Annotated in this window: 17 protein-coding genes; 10 read left to right on the top strand and 7 right to left on the bottom strand. The window is 36.4% G+C overall.

The genetic code is table 11. From position 1 onward, the window contains the following. Positions 1-48: 48 nt before the first annotated feature. Positions 49-927 (bottom strand): bestrophin family protein, encoded by an 879-nt coding sequence (locus tag C8D70_RS11285; protein WP_110367386.1) that lies wholly within the window; start codon positions 925-927, stop codon positions 49-51. Positions 928-1,172: 245 nt separating this feature from the next. Between C8D70_RS11285 and C8D70_RS11280 the strand changes: the two genes are divergently transcribed. Continuing rightward, the gene (locus tag C8D70_RS11280; protein ID WP_076595123.1) at positions 1,173-2,051 is read left to right on the top strand and encodes a cupin-like domain-containing protein; all 879 of its coding nucleotides are present in this window, start codon (positions 1,173-1,175) and stop codon (positions 2,049-2,051) included. A 132-nt stretch (positions 2,052-2,183) separates the two neighbouring features. Here the strand turns inward: C8D70_RS11280 and C8D70_RS11275 are convergent, their stop codons facing one another. Further along, positions 2,184-2,714, bottom strand: coding sequence for a GNAT family N-acetyltransferase (locus C8D70_RS11275; protein WP_076595122.1), 531 nt, complete (start codon positions 2,712-2,714; stop codon positions 2,184-2,186). Positions 2,715-2,840: 126 nt separating this feature from the next. Here C8D70_RS11275 and mutS point away from each other — a divergent pair, with 126 nt between their 5' ends. After that, positions 2,841-5,432 (top strand): DNA mismatch repair protein MutS, encoded by a 2,592-nt coding sequence (gene mutS, locus C8D70_RS11270; RefSeq protein WP_110367385.1) that lies wholly within the window; start codon positions 2,841-2,843, stop codon positions 5,430-5,432. A gap of 29 nt (positions 5,433-5,461) precedes the next feature. On the opposite strand, the gene C8D70_RS20820 is transcribed toward mutS, so the two are convergent. Next, positions 5,462-5,629, bottom strand: coding sequence for a hypothetical protein (locus C8D70_RS20820; RefSeq protein ID WP_181416125.1), 168 nt, complete (start codon positions 5,627-5,629; stop codon positions 5,462-5,464). A 466-nt stretch (positions 5,630-6,095) separates the two neighbouring features. Here C8D70_RS20820 and C8D70_RS11265 point away from each other — a divergent pair, with 466 nt between their 5' ends. Further along, positions 6,096-6,497: a DUF2809 domain-containing protein gene (locus C8D70_RS11265; protein WP_110367384.1), complete on the top strand. Its 402-nt coding sequence runs from the start codon at positions 6,096-6,098 to the stop codon at positions 6,495-6,497. Between the two features lie 17 nt (positions 6,498-6,514). Here C8D70_RS11265 and C8D70_RS11260 read toward each other — a convergent pair whose 3' ends face one another. From C8D70_RS11260 to C8D70_RS11245, 4 genes are read right to left on the bottom strand one after another with little or no spacing between them, the layout of a single operon-like run. Next, positions 6,515-7,435 (bottom strand): YARHG domain-containing protein, encoded by a 921-nt coding sequence (locus C8D70_RS11260; RefSeq protein WP_110367383.1) that lies wholly within the window; start codon positions 7,433-7,435, stop codon positions 6,515-6,517. Next, positions 7,432-8,070, bottom strand: coding sequence for a DUF2306 domain-containing protein (locus C8D70_RS11255; RefSeq protein ID WP_110367382.1), 639 nt, complete (start codon positions 8,068-8,070; stop codon positions 7,432-7,434). Before C8D70_RS11255 ends, C8D70_RS11260 begins: the two co-directional genes overlap by 4 nt. Before the next feature lie 36 nt (positions 8,071-8,106). Continuing rightward, positions 8,107-9,408 carry an alpha/beta fold hydrolase gene (locus C8D70_RS11250; protein ID WP_110367381.1) on the bottom strand — a complete coding sequence of 434 codons (1,302 nt, stop codon included), beginning with the start codon at positions 9,406-9,408 and terminating at the stop codon, positions 8,107-8,109. Positions 9,409-9,440: 32 nt separating this feature from the next. Beyond that, the gene (locus C8D70_RS11245) at positions 9,441-10,643 is read right to left on the bottom strand and encodes an NAD(P)/FAD-dependent oxidoreductase (RefSeq protein ID WP_110367380.1); all 1,203 of its coding nucleotides are present in this window, start codon (positions 10,641-10,643) and stop codon (positions 9,441-9,443) included. Between the two features lie 114 nt (positions 10,644-10,757). Here C8D70_RS11245 and C8D70_RS11240 point away from each other — a divergent pair, with 114 nt between their 5' ends. The 7 genes from C8D70_RS11240 (at position 10,758) to C8D70_RS11210 (ending at position 20,630) form a co-directional block, all read left to right on the top strand. Next, complete coding sequence (locus C8D70_RS11240) at positions 10,758-11,252, top strand: acyl-CoA thioesterase (protein ID WP_110367379.1); 495 nt, start codon at positions 10,758-10,760, stop codon at positions 11,250-11,252. 89 nt (positions 11,253-11,341) lie between these two features. Then, positions 11,342-12,394 carry a thiamine-phosphate kinase gene (gene thiL, locus C8D70_RS11235; protein ID WP_076595306.1) on the top strand — a complete coding sequence of 351 codons (1,053 nt, stop codon included), beginning with the start codon at positions 11,342-11,344 and terminating at the stop codon, positions 12,392-12,394. A 97-nt stretch (positions 12,395-12,491) separates the two neighbouring features. Beyond that, positions 12,492-13,313 carry a helix-turn-helix domain-containing protein gene (locus C8D70_RS11230; protein ID WP_110367378.1) on the top strand — a complete coding sequence of 274 codons (822 nt, stop codon included), beginning with the start codon at positions 12,492-12,494 and terminating at the stop codon, positions 13,311-13,313. Positions 13,314-13,480: 167 nt separating this feature from the next. Then, positions 13,481-14,680, top strand: a complete 1,200-nt coding sequence (locus C8D70_RS11225; RefSeq protein ID WP_110367377.1) for a multidrug effflux MFS transporter — start codon at positions 13,481-13,483, stop codon at positions 14,678-14,680. A 779-nt stretch (positions 14,681-15,459) separates the two neighbouring features. Further along, positions 15,460-16,299: a cell wall anchor protein gene (locus C8D70_RS11220; protein ID WP_110367376.1), complete on the top strand. Its 840-nt coding sequence runs from the start codon at positions 15,460-15,462 to the stop codon at positions 16,297-16,299. Positions 16,300-16,407: 108 nt separating this feature from the next. Then, positions 16,408-18,648: a S8 family serine peptidase gene (locus C8D70_RS11215; RefSeq protein ID WP_110367375.1), complete on the top strand. Its 2,241-nt coding sequence runs from the start codon at positions 16,408-16,410 to the stop codon at positions 18,646-18,648. 14 nt (positions 18,649-18,662) lie between these two features. After that, positions 18,663-20,630 (top strand): T9SS type A sorting domain-containing protein, encoded by a 1,968-nt coding sequence (locus C8D70_RS11210; protein WP_110367374.1) that lies wholly within the window; start codon positions 18,663-18,665, stop codon positions 20,628-20,630. Positions 20,631-20,684: the final 54 nt, after the last annotated feature.

Here is a 20,684-nt window from a genome sequence, read left to right as displayed (position 1 = left end):
AATAGTTTTTTGGGTTCAAAATATAGACAAAAACATTTAGACAAGGTTTTATTTTCTGCTCGTAATCTGATGAACATTCTTCTCAATATTCTGAGCTAAGGCCTCCATTGGAATATCATTTTCATCATTGTTGAAAGGGTCTTCAATTTCTTCTGCAATAAGCTCAAGACTCATCAAAACATAATAGACAAAAACAGTAAGCGGAATCATAAAAAGCCCAATCGTAATAACGTAAGCAATGGGCAGCGCAAAAACATACAGAATAATGAATTTCTTGATGAAAGAAGAATAAGAATAAGGAATCGGAGTGTTTTTGATTCTTTCACAGCCTCCACAAACATCCAGAAAGCCTGAAAGCTGGGTATCTAAATACAGCATTTCCACTTCAGAAATTTTCCCTTCTTTTTTTAATTGATTCAGTTTATGGCTTAACAGGATAATTATTTCGCTTGGACCATGGTTTTTTAAAGAACGTTCAATTTCAGAAAAATCTTCATCCAAAGCGAGCCTTGTAGACTCTTTGGAAAGATGTTTGGCCAAAAAGTGGGGGAAGAATTTTAAATATCTGGAAATCTGCTCCATATCCTGACGGTTGTCACCAAGAATTGTATTGATTTTTATGGCAAAGTTTCTGGTATCGTTGACCAGTTTTCCCCAAAGTTTTCGTCCTTCCCACCATCTGTCATAAGCGGTATTGGTCCTGAAAACCAATAAAAGCGAAAGAACAAAGCCCAGCAGAGAATGAATCATCCCTACATTACTTACCCCTGATTTTGTTGTAAGGTGCAGATATTCGACTTCCAGATACTGAATTCCCCAGGAGTACAATCCCACAAGAATCATACTCGGGAAAAGAATTTTTAAGGTATCACTTTTGTGTAAACTGAAAAGGATTTTAATGAAATGTTTGGTATTGTAGACTCTCATAAATTCACTTATTACCACAAATATAAATTTTTCATCTGAGCTTTGCTAATAAAGTATGGAAGTCTGAAGCTATTGAAGCAGATGATGTCTAAGTTTTCTGTAAAAAGATTTTATGGATTGATCTACAGGCGTTTGCAGGCAAATCTTAACTCCCGGCATCGTTCCCCCAGCTTCCGGCTCTTTTAATCTTATTTTCTCAGGTTTTAAAAAAACACTATTTTTATTTCGCATTAAATACAAAATACATGATCCTCGAAAACGTAGATATTGTAAATGATATCAGTAAAGAAGATTTTCAGAAAAATTATTTTAAAAAGCAGAAACCTCTTTTGATTAAGAATTTTGCCAGCCGATGGGACGCTTTTGATAAATGGAATCTTGCCTATATCAAAGAAAAGGCAGGAGATCAGGAAGTTCCGTTGTATGACAACAAACCGGCTGATGCTTCCAAAAGTTCCGATGCTCCGGTTACCCGTATGAAAATGAAGGACTATATTGATACCATCAAAAGCAAACCTTCAGATCTGCGAATTTTCTTTTATATCATTACGGACAGGCTTCCTGAGCTGCTTAAAAACTTCACTTATCCTGATCTTGGAATAAAGTTCTTTAAAAGGCTTCCTACATTATTTTTCGGGGGAAGTGAGGCACATGTTTTAATGCATTATGATGTGGATCTTGGTGATTTTATGCATATTCATTTCGAAGGAAAGAAACGAATTTTATTATTTGACCAGAAACAGTCTTCGTTTTTATATAAAGTGCCTTTGTCTGTACACACCGTTTACGAGATCGATTATGAAAATCCGGATTACGAAAAGTTTCCGGCACTGAAATATGCCAGGGGATACGAAATTTTCATGGAGCATGGCGACGCCCTCTTTATTCCAGGTGCATTCTGGCATTTCAACAGATATCTGGAGCCTGGCTTTTCTCTTTCACTAAGAGCGCTTCCCAATAAACCCAATGTTTTTGCCAGTATGCTGTACCATGTCTTTATTATGAGGTATACGGATAAGCTGATGCGAAAACTTTTCAAAGCCAAATGGGTAAATTACAAACAGAAATGGGCCTATAGGAAAAGTTCAGAGGCTTTGGAAAAACATATGAAAGCAGGAAAATAAAGGAAGGAAGAAGGAGGCTGGAAGCTGGAAGATTGTTTACGGCCTATTATCAACAGATTACCTTTTATTTAAAGGTGATCAGTAGTTAAACGACCAATATAAACTTCCATCACCCATCTTCAAACTTCACGCCTATTTATTAATAAGCCCGAAGATCGTTGCATCCACGAATTTTCCTTTTTCAAAAAAATAATCTTTCAACGTTCCTTCTTTGCTGAAATTTAAAGAAGACAGCAGCCTTTCGGAAGAAATATTGGAAGGGTCTATGAAAGCATCTACACGGTGAAGCCGCAGGGCTTCAAATCCATAGGTTAAAATGGGAAGAATGGCTTCTTTCATATAGGATTGCTGCCAGAATTTGGGATTAAGTTCATAACCAATTTCAGCGCGGAAATGCTCTTTGTGCCAGTTGTGATAGCCGCAGGTTCCGATAACTTTTCCATTGGATTTCAGCTCCAGAGCCCATCTTAAACCCTTTCCTTGCTCGAATTCACTGTTAAAATGCCTGATAATATGTATTGAGTCTTCTTCTGTTTTGAAGGTTTCCAGATCATAATATTCCATAACTTCATCCAGAGAAAAATATTCAAACAGGTCCTGGGTATCATTAAAAGTTAGCTGGCGTAAAATAAGCCTTTCAGTCTCTAAGACAGGAAATTCCATAAATAATGTGATTTGATGGGTGAAAAATACAATTAATTACTGATAAAGAAAAGCCGGGAAGATTAACCTGCAAACAATTCCCTCACCCTGAATTTATTTTTTTAAATTTGGGGTTCATTTTTTACTATGGCAAAAACGAAGAAGGAAACTCCGCTAATGACTCAGTATAATACCATCAAGGGTAAATATCCGGATGCGCTTTTACTTTTCAGAGTGGGAGACTTTTATGAAACTTTTGGGCAGGATGCCGTGAAAACATCCCAGATTCTGGGTATTGTTCTTACCAAAAGAAATAATGGAGAAGGCAGTGTAGAACTTGCAGGATTTCCACATCATTCCATAGATTCTTATCTTCCCAAGCTGGTAAGAGCAGGAATGAGGGTAGCCATCTGCGATCAGCTGGAGGACCCTAAGATGGTGAAAGGAATTGTGAAACGTGGTGTCACTGAGCTGGTTACTCCGGGAGTTACTTTCAATGATCAGGTTTTGAATTCTAAAAAGAACAACTTCCTTCTATCATTACACAAAGAAAAAGAGAAGTATGGGATTGCTTTAGTGGATATTTCTACAGGAGAGTTTCTGGTAAGTGAAGGAAACCTGGAAAAGCTTCTGCATATTATCAATACCTTTGATCCGAGTGAGATTATTTTCCAGAGAAGCACACAGATTCCGGAACAGATCAAAAATAAAAATGCCTTTAAGCTTGAAGACTGGGCTTTCCAGTATAATTTTGCCTGCGAAAAACTGACCAATCACTTTAAAACCAATTCTTTAAAAGGTTTTGGTGTGGAAAATCTTCCCTTGGCGATTACAGCTGCAGGAGCTATTTTTGCGTATCTCGTAGAAGATACCCATCATAATCTGCTTGCCCATATTACCAAACTGCAGATCATTCCGCAGGAAGATTATCTGATGATGGATAATTTCACCCTGAGAAATCTTGAAATCGTTTATCCAAGCAATCCACAAGGGAAATCTCTGCTGGATATCATTGATAAGACTTCTACTCCAATGGGAGGAAGATTATTGAGAAGGAGAATCATTCTTCCTTTAAAATCTGTGTACGAGATTATGAGAAGACTTTCCCTGATTGACTTTTTAAACGAAAATGATGCTCTTAAATATGAAATCTGCCAGCTTTTAAAATCCATTTCTGATCTTGACAGATTGATGGGAAAACTGGCTGCAGAGAAAATTTCACCTAAAGAACTGGGATATTTACGCCAAAGTTTAATTAATATTCATAAAATCAAGGCGTTATTGCACCCTTATGCAGATGTGCTGGCTTGGTTAGATCCTTTATTTGATCTTGAAGAACTGATTAAATTTTTGCAGAATCACCTTAATGAAGAGCTTCCGGTAAGTATTGCGAAAGGAAATATCATTAAAGAAGGGGTTTCTGAAGAGCTTGACAAATTGAGAAACCTTCAGAGCAAAGGACGGGGTTTCCTGGATGAAATGTGCCAGAGAGAGATTGAAAGAACAGGGATCACCAGCCTTAAAATTGATTTTAACAATGTTTTCGGTTACTATATTGAAGTCAGGAATACCCATAAAGATAAAGTCCCTGATGACTGGGTGAGAAAGCAGACCTTAGTAAATGCTGAAAGATACATTACCGAAGAACTGAAGGAATACGAAAATCAGATCTTAGGAGCCGAAGAAAAAATAGGCGTTCTGGAAACTTCCCTATATAGAAATGTATGTGCGGAAACCATGGTTTATATTGATCAGATTCAAGGGAATTCCAATATCATTGCCCAACTTGATGTGGCTGCAGGATTGTCTGAACTGGCTGTTTCTGAGAGTTATACAAAGCCTGTTCTGAATGACGGCTATGCTATAGATTTAAAAGAAGCCAGACACCCGATTATAGAAAATGCCCTTCCGCTAGGAGAAAAATACATCCCGAATGACATATTCCTGGATAAAGATTCCCAGCAGATTATCATGGTAACAGGACCTAACATGGCGGGTAAATCGGCAATCCTGCGTCAGACAGCTATTGTATGCCTTTTGGCTCAGATCGGAAGTTTTGTGCCTGCAAAACATGCGGAGATCGGATTGCTGGATAAAATCTTTACAAGGGTAGGAGCTACCGATAATATCTCTGCCGGAGAATCTACTTTTATGGTGGAAATGAACGAGGCAGCCAATATTTTGAATAATATTTCAGAACGAAGCCTGATCTTATTGGATGAAATCGGCCGTGGAACTTCCACGTATGACGGGGTTTCTATTGCATGGGCCATTGCAGAATATCTTCACCAGCATCCAACGCAGGCTAAAACTCTATTTGCAACGCATTATCATGAACTGAATGAAATGACAGTGAATTTCGAAAGGGTGAAAAATTTCCACGTTTCTATTCAGGAAAACAAAGGGAATATTATTTTCCTGAGAAAATTAGTTCCGGGTGGAAGCGAGCACAGCTTTGGTATTCATGTGGCAAAACTGGCCGGAATGCCTGCCAAAGTGGTCAACAGAGCGAATGAGATTCTTAAAACTCTTGAAGCAAGCAGAACGCAGGGAAGCGGTAGTACTTCTGAGAGTATCAAAAGAGTGACTGAGGAAAATATGCAGCTTTCATTCTTTCAGCTGGATGATCCTGTTCTGGAGAATATCCGTGAAGAACTGACGAAAATAGATATCAATACTTTGACACCCATTGAAGCTTTAATGAAGCTGAATGCGATAAAAAAAATGATTGGAGGATAATCCAATCATTTTTTTACGGTTATTCTGTATTAGCAGCAAAATCCATCCTGCATCCCCGGAACTCCATACCGTTCTTCTCCGGTATGAGGATCTGTACAGCTTATTACTCTTGGGCAGACAGGCCTGTTAGCGCCGCCGCTGATTTTTTTCAGCTCCATTTTGTTTAATTTTCTTTTCTGAATGTTTGATTTTTTCATGGTAATTTAGTTTTTGATTCAACCCAAATATACAAAATCATTCATATAATTCTATTCATCGTGATAAAATTAACACAATATATTAATGGAAATAAAAAGAGTGCTTTAAGCGTTTACCTGTATTACAATGATTATTTCGTAAGTATACATTTCAATATTTGTAATACCCGTTCCTGCCTTTATTACAGCACGTTTTGAAATTGTTTGTGTTTATTCATAAAAATATATAAAGGTTCCCCATTCAGTACTTCCGGCTCCGGTAGTAGCTATCTATCCGAATGATGGATCAGAATATTATGTACAGGATGTCTTAAATGCTCTGTCTGATGAAGGGAGAAATGTAAAACGACGGAAACTGCAGGCATAAGGTGTACAATCAAAGTAAAGAAATAATATATTTGCTCTTATAAAAATAAAATTAGCGTTCCTTAAATACCAATTTTTTATGCCTTAATCCCAACTTGAAATGAAACTCCAATTCAGTCTGAAATATCTTATTTTTTCTCTATTTATTTTTCTTGTAGAAGTGCTGATTGCCACCAAACTAAGTAATATTTTTTTCGTGAGAGCTTATCTCGGAGATGTGATTGTGGTGATGCTTCTTTACACGTTTGTAAAGAGTTTTGTAAAAATGAATGATCAGAAACTGATTCTGGGAATTCTGATTTTTTCATTAATGGTAGAATTTGCTCAGTATTTCAATATTGCAGAAAAACTAGGCTTCCGTCCTGGAAGCCTGATTTATATTGTTATTGGAAATTCTTTCTCGTGGATAGATAATCTGTGCTACGCTGTAGGATGTCTGATTCTCTATCTTATCGTAAGAATGACAAACCGTGATGGCTTAACCTCAACCCCTAATCCCTGATCCCTAAAACCTATTCTCTATCTCCCAAAACTATCATATTTATCTTCCGCATATTTGGTAAAACGGTTCAGTAAAGCCACATTTTCCTTTTCCATAGGCGAAAGATCATTATCCACATTGCTGGAAACAGGAATATACCAGTCTGTTTGCTCAAAGAAATTCCTGTAGGTTTCTTTTTTAAAGGAATATCCATGTCTTGCAAATACTGAGTTTTTGATGATCTCAAGATCCAGCTTTCTTAAGTTTTTAAGGTCTTTTTCCGTAAGCTTTTGCTTCGATGCATTCAGTTTAAAGATGGCTTCCGATGCGAAACGGTTTTTAGTCGTTTTATAGCTTTCCGTTTTTCCGGTTTCTTCATCTGTATATTTTTCGGTAAATTCTTTGGAATTTGACCAGTCTACCAGATCAGAATCCTTATCCAGCATGAAATTCGGATTGTAAACAAACTCTTTTTTAGTCAGTTTAAGTGTTTTTGAAGGAGCTTTAACACTTGTTTTATCAAAGGCATTCCACTTTCCGGTTAAGCTGTCACCTTTTAGTTTTACTTCAAACCTTCCGTCTGTTTTGTCATTGCCGGGTTCATCCAGAACAAAAGAAGCGGTTGATTCATTGAAAACTCCTCTGAACGGACGCTGGTTACCATTAACGATACTTTGTCCGTAAACACTGTCTTTGGTGATTCTGTTGATCTTTAAAGAAATTCTTTTGTAGTTACTGACATCATATTCTGAGCCATCGGTTGGGTCAACAACCTTTTCCATTCCGGCAAATTCACCGGTATAAATTCCGTAATATTCTTTGTGAACCTCGGGGATTACCAGAGAGTCCTTCTTTGCGGTCAGAGAATCTTTTCCCGATTCAGTAATCTTTCCCTCTTTTTTACAGCTTAACAGAGAAACTGTCAGCAATGAAATCAGGGTATAATTTAGAATTTTCATATAAGTTTTTTTGTGATTAAATATTCAATAATAAGGATGTTGGGAATCCAGCCCAGCCAGGCAATGATCTGATAAACGTCCATCGGGTTGGGATGAAATAAATATACAATAATTACCTTCCACATTCTCAGGGTAATAGCAGATAATGTAAAAGCAAAGCTCCGCCACATCCATTGTTTGTGTTCTTTGAACATTTTCTGTCTGGCCAGCTGATAAGCTTTCAACGTTGAAAACCACCATAAAAAGCCTAAAATAACGAAGGAAATCTTTGACAGAAGGCCTCCGTTGGCAAAAATACCCATATAAATACCTGAAGGTGCAGCAAAGATCAGAATGAGAATAATATATACTTTTCCCATATTCCGATGGAAGTTTTTGAGTCCAAAATCTTTTCTCAATATAGCCAGAAAGCCCGAAAGAAGTACAAAAATACCCGTATAAACATGAGTATAGAAAAACGAAAGATATTCCGGCTTTTCTGTTACTTCCGTCTGTTTGATCATCAGAAAACTCACTTCAGGATTAAAGGGAATATATTCTAAGGTGATTTTCAGCATCAGCCAAAAGAAATATCCGAACCCTAAAACTAAAAGGGTTTTAAAAAAAGAAGAGATATTTCTTTTGGCAGAGAGCATTGTCTGTTTTAATTTAAATACTGACGCTTTAGAGTATTATTTATTTTCAAAGAAATCAATCACTAATTCATTAAACAATTCCGGTTTTTCTTCAGGAACATAATGGCTTGAATTAGGTATAATAGCCAATTGCCCATTGGGTATCGATTCTGCTATTTTTACAGTATGCTCTGTTTTTATAAGGTCTTTATCACCCGCAATAATCAATGATGGGCACTGAATTTTTTTAAGATCTTCATATTGCCAGTTTGGATATTTCAAATCAAGATTCAAAAGGTCTATAAAAACATCATTTTTATGGTCTTTATTCTCTTTAATAAGACTTAAGAGCATTTCTTTTATGGATTTTAACTCATCATCTTTAACTCCTTCCGGATAAATATTGGCTCCTGAACAGGCAATTTTGTCTACCATTTCGGGGTATTTCATGGCCATAGACAGTGCGAGAATTCCTCCGTCACTCCAACCCAGAATTTTTGTTTTTTTGATGTTCAGTTTCTCTAAAAATTGCTTAAGATCCTCTGTCTGAATGTCAAAAGTAAGTTCTTTTGTTTTGTCATACGTAGATCTTCCTCTTTCGCGGCAATCGACAATAATCACTTTATATTTTTTAGCAAATGTATCCTTCTGGTTCATAAAGGCACTGATAGACTGGCCATTGCCATGAAGCATAAGAACCGGCTCGCCTTCTCCATATACTTCATAGTATAATTTAATGCCATTAACATCCATAAATTTTCCTTCCGGCATTGCTCCGATAATACCACGACCTTTGATCAACAAGGACTTTCTGCCACTGAATGGTTTGTAATCCGAAGTTTCAATGGTAAAATGCTTTACGTGCTTTATGTTCTGAAAATGGATTCCTTCAAACCAGCCATTTGAAGAGGCAATCTCTTTTTCAAAATCTGAGTTTTCCAGCGGAACTTCAGTCCATTTTTTTGACTTTCCATCATTGACTTCCAGCTTAAAATCGTCAAAATAGAAATCCCCGTTACTTTGTGCAAAAGCTCCAATATTCATGGTTTTCGCAGATGAATTGATGGTTCCCTTTATTTCGTAGGTCTTCCATTCATGGGTTACTTGGATTCCATAATATTGGTTTTCAAAGAAACTAGTAGACTCGTCTTTATTGTCTATTCTGCACCATAGCCCGCAATTGGAACCATTATCCTCATTATCTTTTCTGATTTTTGCAGTTATACGGAAGTTCCAATTCTGTTTATGCTCTATATTGACAGCTTGTGTGAATGATGTCCAGTCAGAGACAATTGTTTTTTCCTGGCTGTATCCTAAAAAGAACCAGAGTAAAAGAAAGAAACCGAAATTTTTTTTCATGTATTTAGTTTTTATTAAAAGTAATAATTTTTTTACAAGCTGTTGAGATCCTGTGCAATCAGCCATCCTTCACTCCAGCAAGCCTGGAAATTGAATCCTCCCGTCACGGCATCGATATTCAAAACTTCTCCGGCAATATAGAAATTAGGAAGTAATTTGGAAGACATGTTTTTAAAGTTAATTTCCTTTAAATCAACGCCTCCGGCGGTTACAAACTCGTCTTTAAATGTCGATTTCCCGGTTACCTGAAACTTCTTTTGGCAAAGATTTTCCAGAACTTTCTGCATTTCTTTTCCGGAAATATTAGCTACCTGTTTGTTGAGATCGACCTTTGAGATCTCTAAAATTTTCTGCCAGAATCGGTTGGTAATATCAAAGATCTTAGATTGCCCGATCGTTTTTTTAGGATTGCTTTGCTTGAAATTCTGGAACATTTCTTCCGCTTCATCTATATCTATGGAAATAAAATTAACTTCAATTTCAAAGTTGTATTTCAGCTTTGCCAGGCTTATCGCTTCCCACGCAGAGATTTTCAGAACAGCCGGTCCGGAAAGACCCCAATGCGTAATAAGCAAGGGTCCGCTTTCTTCTGTTTTAAGCTTTGGAATTGAAATACCAGCGTTTTCAAAACTGGTTCCAGGAAGATCTTTCAGCAATTCATCTTTAATATTGAATGTAAAAAGGGAAGGAACAAGGTCTACAATCTTATGACCCAGATTTTCGATAATTTTCAACGATTTTGGAGAACTTCCGGTTGTGTAAACAATATAATCTGCTTCCAAATCTCCGGAATTGGTTTTCACAATATACTTTGTATCCTGTTTTTCAATCTCTTTTACCGTACATTTTGTCTTTACTGATATATTTTTCTTTTGAGTTTCGTTCAGAAAAGTATTGATGATGGTCTGGGAAGAATTACTTTCAGGAAAAGTTCTGTTATCATTTTCAATTTTCAAAGGAACGTTACGCTGATCGAACCATTCCATTGTATCACCGGGCTGAAATTTAGTAAAGACACTTAGCAGTTCCTTGTTTCCACGGGGATAAAACTGAACAAGTTCCCTTGGATCAAAGCATGCGTGAGTCACATTGCATCGTCCGCCTCCGGAAATTTTAACTTTCTGAAGGACATCTGAGTTCTGCTCTAAAATCGTAATTGTATATTTCTTTTCGTCAAGATTAGATGCGCAGAAAAAGCCCGCAGCACCGCCTCCGATAATGATGATCTGTTTCATGTATATGTAATCCTATGCGGAAGATTATTTTTTCAAAAGTACAATTTTTATAAACCATCTTATTTGAGTATTTTTGAAGATTATTATTTTATAATACCCAAAAACGATTTTCAAATGATTTTCTACCATAAATTTGAAGTAAGATGGAGCGATCTTGATGCCAACAAGCACTTAGCCAATTCATCATATGTACAATATTGTGCACAAGCCAGAATGGCTTTTATGACTAAAGAAAAAATGGGAGTTACCCAGCTGAGCAGATGGGGAATAGGCCCGGTAATCCTGCATGAAAGATATTCTTTCTTCAAAGAAATCTATGCAGATCAGATTGTTATTGTAAGTGTTGAAATAGACGGATGTGCAGAGGATTCTTCCATCTACCGTTTCGTACACAAATTCTATACTCCGGACGGAATGCACTGCGCTACAGCGGAAGCTACAGGGGTATGGATTGATATGATGCTTAGAAAAATGACCACTCCACCGGATGATGTAGTGGAAGCAATGAATAAATATAAAACCCCGGACACTGTTATATTATCGAAAGAAGACTTCAAGAAGTTTCCTTTCCACCCACACAATATTGACCCGGCAGAAATTAATATATAAAATGATGAATGATGGTTGATGCAGAATAAAAATCTGTATTCATGAATATCGATTATCATTTATCAATCATCACTTATAAAAAGAAATTTATGTTTGAAGATAAATCACAGGAGCTGACGCCCATTTCAAAATTAGGAGAGTTTGGTCTTATTAAACATTTGACAGAGTATTTTCCGTTATCCAATGAATCTTCAGAACTTGGAGTAGGAGATGATGCGGCAGTCATTAATCCCGGCAACAAAAAAGTAGTTCTTACAACAGATGTACTGGCGGAAGGAGTACATTTTAACCTGGGGTATGTTCCTTTAAAGCATTTAGGTTATAAAGCGGTGGTTGTGAACCTAAGCGATATTGCTGCGATGAATGCAACACCTACACAGATATTGGTTTCCCTTGCGGTATCCAACCGTTTTCCGGTAGAAGCTTTAGAGGAAATTTATTCCGGAATTCAGGCAGCATGTGGAAGATATAAAGTAGATCTGATAGGAGGAGATACCACAAGTTCCAATTCTGGGCTGGTCATGAGCATTACGGCTGTAGGAATTGAAAATGAAGAAAATATCGTAAAAAGAAGCGGAGCAAAACCAAACGATCTTCTTGTAGTAACAGGAGATTTAGGCGGAGCCTATATGGGTTTACAGATTCTGGAAAGAGAGCACGCTGTTTATCTTGCTGATCCGAATATGCAGCCTGAAATGGAAGGCTATGATTATATCCTTGAAAGGCAGCTGAAGCCTGAAGCCAGAACCGATGTTAAAACAATTCTGGAAGAGTTGGATATTAAACCAACGTCTATGATTGATATTTCAGATGGTCTGGCTTCCGAAATCCTTCACCTTTCAGATCAGTCAAAGGTAGGTTTCAGATTGTATGAAGAGAAAGTTCCATTGGATAATCTTACCATCTCTACGGCAGATGAAATGAATTTAAATCCGGTAATGACTGCTTTAAGCGGTGGTGAAGATTATGAACTTCTGTTCACTATTTCACCGAATGATTTTGATAAAATTAAAAACCATCCGGATTTTACCATTATAGGACATGCCGTAGAAAAAGAAGATGGAAACTTTATGGTGGCAAGAGGATCCAACCAGCTGGTAGCGCTCACCGCTCAGGGATGGGATGCTTTTTTAAACCAATAAATCCGAAAAATTATATTTAATTTTAAATATTGTAAGAGAACCGCAGCATTTTTTTGCTGTGGTTTTTGTTTCCAGTTAATTATTTTACACTTTAGTGATGACTACGCCTGAAAAAGAAATTCCTGTTCACCATCTGACCTCTGAAGAATTTCAGATGAGTACACTGAGTGCAGCAGGTCCTGAAAACTTTCATGATGTTCACCGGCATAATTTTTTTGAAATTATCTGGTTCAGACAAGTGTATGAAAACAGCTGCTTAGAACTGGATTTTGAAAGCTATCAACTTGAAAACAATCAGATCTGCATCATTGCACCCGGACAGGCATTCAATATGAAACTGGAAGGAGAGGAAGGCTATGCAATGGCAATAAGCAGAGAAATTTTCAACGAAGCATGTGAAATCGAATCAGTACTTAACGGAGGTGAGATTCCCTTTTTTTTAAATCCGGAAAATGAAAAAACCTGCAGTACCATCATATCACTGATGGAGCAGGAATATAAAGCCGCTTCCAGGACAGACCTTTTAAAGGCCTATCTGAAGGCATTTTGCATCATCATCGGAGAGCAGATTATCCCTCAGGAACCTTTACTGAATGACCGCCAGCGTATTCAGGAACTGGTAGGACTTATTGACAGACACTATATAGTGCATAAAGAGACGGGTTTCTATGCTGATCAGTTAAAGATAAGTACCCATCATCTTAATGATATTGTGCGCCATCTGAGAGGAACAACTGTAAAAAAGTTGATTTCTCAGCGTATTACCCTTGAGGCTAAAAGAGAGCTTAGCTTTGGAGCGCTCACGGTGAAGGAAATTGCTTTTAAACTCGGGTTTAACGATGCTTCATATTTTTCAAGGTTTTTTAAGAAACATACGGGTCAGAATCCTGATAATTTTAAGAATAATGAAAAAAGATAATCCTCAATATTTACCATAATAATAGGGTTAAATTAATATTTTCATCTTTTATTGCATTTTTAATCTTCAGTTTGTCCTATACTTTCTTCAATTCTTTTATTGAAATACGATTGTTTTTACAGCAATTTTGCAGCTGAAAAAACGCCTGCAAAGGCTTATTGTGATTTATGAAGAAGAATTTAAGTATTGTAGTGTTTATTCTTGCACTGCTCAACACGCTGGAGTCGTTAAGTATAGATCTTTATCTTCCCGCTTTCCCAAGTATGGCCGAAATCTTTAAGACGGATATCGGGCATATTCAGATATCTATTTCGGTATTCTTTGCCGGATTTGCTTTCGGACAGCTTTTATGGGGACCTTTATCGGACAAAAAAGGAAGGAAACCCATGTTGTACTGTGGGCTTTTACTTTTCATTATAGGAGCTACAGCCATCTATTTTACATCGGATATTTATGTATTATGGGCGATGCGTTTTCTGCAGGCGTTCGGAGGAAGCGCCGGGATTGTGATAGGAAGAGCAATCATTATAGACCTGTATGATAAGCATAAAGCAGTCACTATCTTTTCGCAACAGTCGCAGATCAGTGGAATTGCACCCATTGCAGCCCCATTACTGGGAAGTGTATTTCTTAAATTCTGGGGCTGGAACAGTTCTTTTGCTTTTTTATGCATCATGGGACTGATCACATTTTTCATGGTCTACAAATATGTACCGGAAACCAATACCAGAATTAACCTTTCTGATGATGAGATACTGGATGAAAAAGGATTAAAAGACCAGTTGAAAATGATCATCTCCAACAGAGATTTTATCAACAGTACGATGGTAGGAAGTATTGCGTTTGCTTCTTTGATTATTTACATCTCCAATGCTCCGTTTTTATTCATGGAGATCCATGGGTTTTCGAGCAGTACATTCAGTTTCATTTTTGCCTTCAACTCATTGGCCTTGATAACGGCTGCTTATATTACGCCCAAACTGATCAAAAGAATAAGCAATGCCACCCTTTTATTCGCTGCTACCATTGTTTTACTGATCGTATGTACACTTCATATTCTGATTGCTGCTGAAAACCTTTCTGTAGGATTGGAAATTGCTATGCTGTATCTGTCATTACTGGCTATTGGTATTTTGTTTCCCATCACGTCAGCCCATGCCTTATCACCCTTCAAGGAAGGAAGGGGAACAGCTGCGGCATTACTTGGTTTTATGCAGCTGATGGTTACATTTTTAATGTCAGCACTGCTAGGTTTTTTGGAAGCAGATTCTATTATTCCGATGGTGATAACCCGTTCTGCAATGGCATTGATTGCAGTGTGGTTTGGGTATCATATTGTTAAGAAAACAAATAAGAGTAAAAAATAAATTGAAAATATAAAGAAATAAAAAAAATGTATTAGTAATAAATGATGTTTGATGACTTTCATTCAAACGAACTTTATTGTCATATGAGGTTACAGGAATTGATGAAAGAGATGTTTTCATGAGCCGCCGGAAGAAGAGGAGGTTTTAGTATTTTCACGTATTATGCTACGCATATATTATTTTGAAAATATTTCCCTCCTATAAGATATTTTTATTTAATTTCACGATATAAAAACACAAATAAAATAAAACCAACAGATGAAAACAAATTACTATCTCCACCAACAAATCTCATAGTGGGAATTTTTCAGGATTTTCATATCCACAGATTTCACGAATTTTTCGGGACAAGATACTTATAATTTTGGTAATAAAAATAAATAATACCAAAGAATAAGGATATTTTAAATTAGAATTGCCATGAAATTCGACAATGATGTAAATTTAAAATATTCTGCAGATCTTATGAGTTGAAGCCATTAATGAAGCCTTAACTTTGAAGATTTCAGACATTTTATACACATAGGATAGCTGTTCCGAAATCAGATAATGCGTATCAGTCTAAAAATAGAGAATTGTTGACTCTTCTTGTTTCATCCCTAATGATCAATATTAGTGGAGAGACTTTTATCATTTATTTAATAGAAACTTTTTCTTTTTAGTGTTCAGATTGTAACCAATTTGAATTATTACTAGTAAAAAAAACCATCTGAATTACTACTTAATTCTCTAAGAGAAAAATACATATTATAATTTAATTATCAACAAAAACACATATAATGAAAAAAATGCTATTATTGGCTTTAGCCTCTTTTTACAATTTTTATTTTTCCCAATCCTGGAATATAACCGGAAATTCGGGCACAAATCCTCCGACCAATTTTATAGGCACAATTGATGATAAAGACCTTGTCTTTAAAACTAATAACATGGAAAGGCTGAGGTTTCTTTCAGGTCCCTATGGTAACGGTATTTTGATAGGAAATATTAATGCAACAGGGACGGCAAGTGGAAGATTGGAAATTTCGAGTGTGCTTTGTGATCATTGTGCATCTAACTGGTCTACAGCGTCTGATATTGTAATCAGGAATCTGAACAGTAGAAATATGGAGTTCCATATGCCAAACAATAATGCAGTTGATCCTAATTCGGATGTAACTACTCCTAACTCATCGGGAATTACAAAAATAAAATTTTCAGATAGTGTTCATAAAAGTAATCTTGTTGTATTCAATACAGGAAAAGTAACAGTAGGTACAGATCAGTATGATAATGACCCTAATTATATTTTCTATGTAAGAAAAGGGATAAAGGCAGAACAAGTCAAAGTTGAAAATCCTGCTGCAAATGGCTGGGCCGACTATGTATTCAACAAAGATTATAAACTTAATAGTTTGGAAACAGTTGAAAAGCATATTGAAGAAAAAGGGCACTTACCCAATATTCCGTCTGCTAAAGAAGTGGAGGAAAACGGTATTAATCTGGGAGAAATGGATGCAAAGCTTCTGGAGAAAATTGAAGAGCTTACGTTATACGTCATTCAATTAAACAAAGAAGTGAAAGAACTTAGAGCCGAGAATGCAGATCTTAAGGCAAAAATTGGAACGGTAACCAGATAAGAGATCCGGAACGTTGATGAAATTATGAGGATACATTTTGCCGACTAGAGCACTGCGTATTTTTTCATAATACAGAATCTTTAATCCAACTGAAACATTTTATATCAAATGCAGAAAATCTATCATAAATCTATATTGGCAGCTTCTGTTTTTTTCTTTCTGTTATCCCAAGCTCAAATAAGAGATACTATAAAGGCAAAACAAAAAGAAAGAGACCTATTGGCTTTTAAAAATAAAATCAGTCAATATGAAGACTATCAAAAAAAAGAAGTTCAAAGACTTAAAAGCTTAGGACATAAAGAATTCATCTCCGCAAACGGGAATGAAAAACAACTTATAGGGTCAGATGAAAATAAGAGACCCATGTATTACACTACTCTTAATGCGGGTGCTGCAAAGATGACAAAAGCAGACAATCTTTATACCGGTGGTGGTTTAGGACTCAATATCACCGGAAGTGGTATGAAAATAGGACAGTGGGATTATTCAAAGCCAAGAACATCACACGAATTATTGGCAGGAAAAATAAGTTATGATGCTTTACAAAATCAAACTATTTCGAGGCACAGTACGAATATAGCAGGAACACTTGCGGGAAATAACGGAGATCCGGATGCAAGGGGAATTGCTTATGGGGCTGTCATCAATGCTTATGACTGGAATAATGATGTTAATGAAATGCTGTCAGAGGCTTATGTGCCGGGAAACAATGGGGTATTAGTGGCCAATAACAGCTATGGTTTTGATCCTATGTATCTTCAGCCGTATCAGTTTGGTAAATATAATATGACTGCACAATCCTGGGATAATCTGATGTATCTGAAACCTTATCTGCAAATAGTAAAAGCAGCGGGAAATGCAAGAGAGATAGATCCTGCCATTGTGCCTCAGGTTTCTATCAAAAACGGATATGATTTACTTGAAGGAGCAGGAATTGCCAAAAATGTTTTGGTTGTTGCATCAGCAAAGAAAAATGTGAATATGAATTCTGATGAAGCATTTGATGTTTCATCATTCAGCAGCTATGGACCTACGGATGATGGAAGAATAAAACCAGATATCTGTGCTCCCGGAGAAAATATGTATTCATCCATTGAAACTTATGACGCTGCATATGGTACTTATAGAGGAACCTCCTCTTCAGCGGCTGTAGTTTCAGGTATTATCACACTGCTTCAACAGTATTATAAATCTGTAAGTGCTTCCCAAAGTTATATGCGTTCTTCCACAGTACGCGCATTGCTTGCTCATACTGCAAATGATAAAGGTTCTGAAGGACCGGATTATATATATGGCTGGGGACTGGTGGATGCAAAAAGAGCATCTGAAGCCATTCATGATAATATTGAGGGAATTATCAATAATGAAAAAAAATCGACTTTAATAAAAGAAGTTACTTTAAATCAGGGAAATAAATATACTCTTTATGTAGTTCCTTATGAAACTTCTCAGCCTTTATCTGCTACCATTTCATGGACAGACCCTCAGGGAAATATTGTAAATAATATAGTAGATTTCAGCAATCCAGACGTAGTTAATGATCTGGATTTAAAGATCGTAAAAATAAATGCTAATGGAACGGAAAGTACTTACTACCCATGGAAATTAGGAGGAATGAGCAATCTGACGGGAGCCGCTACCAATACATCAACAAACAATGTAGATACTATAGAAAGAGTTGATATTATAAATCCTGAAAAAGTAACTTATAAAATCATTGTTTCACCAAAGACAAATACAACTCCTTTGTTACCAAATGGAAATCAGGTGTTTTCAATTGTAGTTTCAAATGTGGATTTCTGTTACAAAGAAGATTTGAAAACATTAGTAAATCCAACACATAATATCACGACAACTCAAACAATTCTAGCAAAACAAATTGTTGCAAGTAATAAGGTTATAGCACCAGTACAGAATGTTGAATATATTGCCTCAAAGGATATTGTTTTAATTCCTGGCTTTCATGCTGAGCAGGGAACGGACTTTCATGCTTTTATAACACCATGTTTTGATGTTATTTCTGCCTTTACATACAGGGCACAGCAAAGGGTTGGGACAGAGGTTCTTTCGGTGTTAGAAAATTCTTCGGCAATTGATCATTTTACTCTATTTCCAAATCCAGCAAAAGAAGAAGTGAATATCAGATTCTTCTTAAAGAATGAATCAGCAATTACAATTTCTGTGTATGACGCTTCAGGTAAGCTGATATTCACTAGACAGAGTTCAACTAAATTTCCCAAAGGAGAGTTTATAAAGACAATAGATACAAGGAATTATTCTAAAGGAATTTATATGATTTCAATAGACACTGATGAATATAAGGAAACCAAAAAACTCATTATAAAATAAAAAACGCTCAATACATGAAAAAAATATTTACAGTCCTCAGCGTTTTACTGGCCTGCATATCAAATGCTCAGTCTCCCGGCGGGGTAGGTGGTATAAGAGTCTGGTATAAAACCAATTCTCTTCAGACTCCTTCTTTACTGTATCAGGATTATAGCGGTAATCAGCATCAAATACAGGCCTTAACAGCAGTTAATAAGCCCACCTATTCATTACTTAATTATAATGAATGTTTAAATTTTGACGGGACAGATGATTTTTTGAAGTTCCCTTTTGTCATAGAAACAATGGATAAGCTGAACTTTTTTACCGCTTATCAAAACAAGACAGCAAATGTTGAAACAGCACTGTTTACAACTGATAATACTGATGAAAAAGAACTGTTTTACGGAACGAAAAATGTGTTCAGATATAATAATGATCAGATCAATTACATCAATACTGCTACCATTGATACATTGGCCTCATTCAGCCTATATTCTAAATTCGGAATGCCTTCAAGTAAGATTACAAAAGTGATCGGAAAAACAGGGCTTTCATCTATGTATGTTGGCAAAGATGCCGGAAGTCATCAATGGCAGAATTTCAAAGGAAAGCTTCCTGAGTTTTTTGTATATAAAAAAATACTTACCCAGAACGAAAGAAACAGGGTAAATTCCTATATGGCTGTTAAATATGCCATTACGATGCCTTATACAGAATATTTAAGTTCTAAAAATAAAAAAATCTGGAAACAGGAGGATTTTACAGATTATCCTGCAAGAGTTACAGGAATTGCCAGAGATGGATATTCAGATTTATATCAGAAGCAGGCTACCAGTTCATCAGAAGAAAAAAGACTGGTCATTGCAGCCAAAAAATTAGCTGTTGATAACAGATCCAATGATGCGCAGTTCCCGGATCAGAGCTTTTTGATTTGGGGGGATAATAAAAAGCCGCTGGAATTGGATAATATTACTTTGGGGTATAGACTTTTGAAAAGAAAATGGAAAGTAAGATATACTTCTGAAACCTCTCAGACCATTCCTACAGAAGTGGTTTTCTCTATTAAAAATATCATTGCGCAGATCCCCGCAGATAAAAAGCTGTGGCTTTTGGTGGATAAAACCGGACAGGGAAATTTCAGTTCTGCCAATATGGATGCTTATCCGATGGATCACATTGACGGACAGCAGAATGTATATTTCAAAGATGTGATTTTTGACAAAGATCTTTCCGGAACTGATGTGTTTTCATTTGCTTTAGGAGACAAAATTCTCTCAATTTATGATTTGATTCAGCCTACTTGTACCATTTTAAAAGGAACACTTGATTTAAATATAAAAGGAGGAAGAGCTCCGTTTAATGTAGTGCTTTCCGGAAATGGAACATCACAGAACATTACGGTGCAAACGTCACAAATATCATTTCCTAATTTAACAATTGGTAACTATCATCTTAATATTAAGGATGCGGATAATAATGTGACTTCTTATGACTTTACCGTAAATGATTTCAATTCGATCAACTTAGATCTGGGACCTGATGTGACCCTTTCCTCAGGAAATCCCGCACAGTTTAATGCATCTTCACAGATTACAGATCCGAATGCAACCTATTCATGGACTTCTGATAACGGCTTTACAAGTAATTCTCCGTCAATATCTGTGTATGAACCGGGAGAGTATACTGTAACTGTGACCACTTCGGATAACTGTACTAAAAAAGATACAGTGAAAGTGACGAGAAAAAGAGAAAACGGTATTGTGATTTATCCTAACCCTGTACCAAAAGGGCAGCCGTTTACCATTAGAATTATCTCCGATAAAAAGGAAAACATCGATATCAAAATACATGATGCTTCCGGAAGGCTGGTAAAAGCCATTCAGGATAAAGGGAAAGATTATTATGAAATCCAGGATACTTTACCAACAGAAGGAGTATATCTGATTATCGTAAAAACCTCTTCTGAAATCAAAGTTTTCAAACTGATCGTAACAAGCTAAATAGCCATCTGAGGTTTCCTGAAAATCATCAGGAAATCCTTGGGTTTTAAAAAA

Source organism: Chryseobacterium sp. CBTAP 102, from assembly GCF_003201365.1.
In the GTDB taxonomy this organism is placed as follows: domain Bacteria; phylum Bacteroidota; class Bacteroidia; order Flavobacteriales; family Weeksellaceae; genus Chryseobacterium; species Chryseobacterium candidae.
The sequence above is the reverse complement of the archived record's forward strand: the minus strand, read 5'-3'. Positions and strand labels throughout refer to the sequence as shown.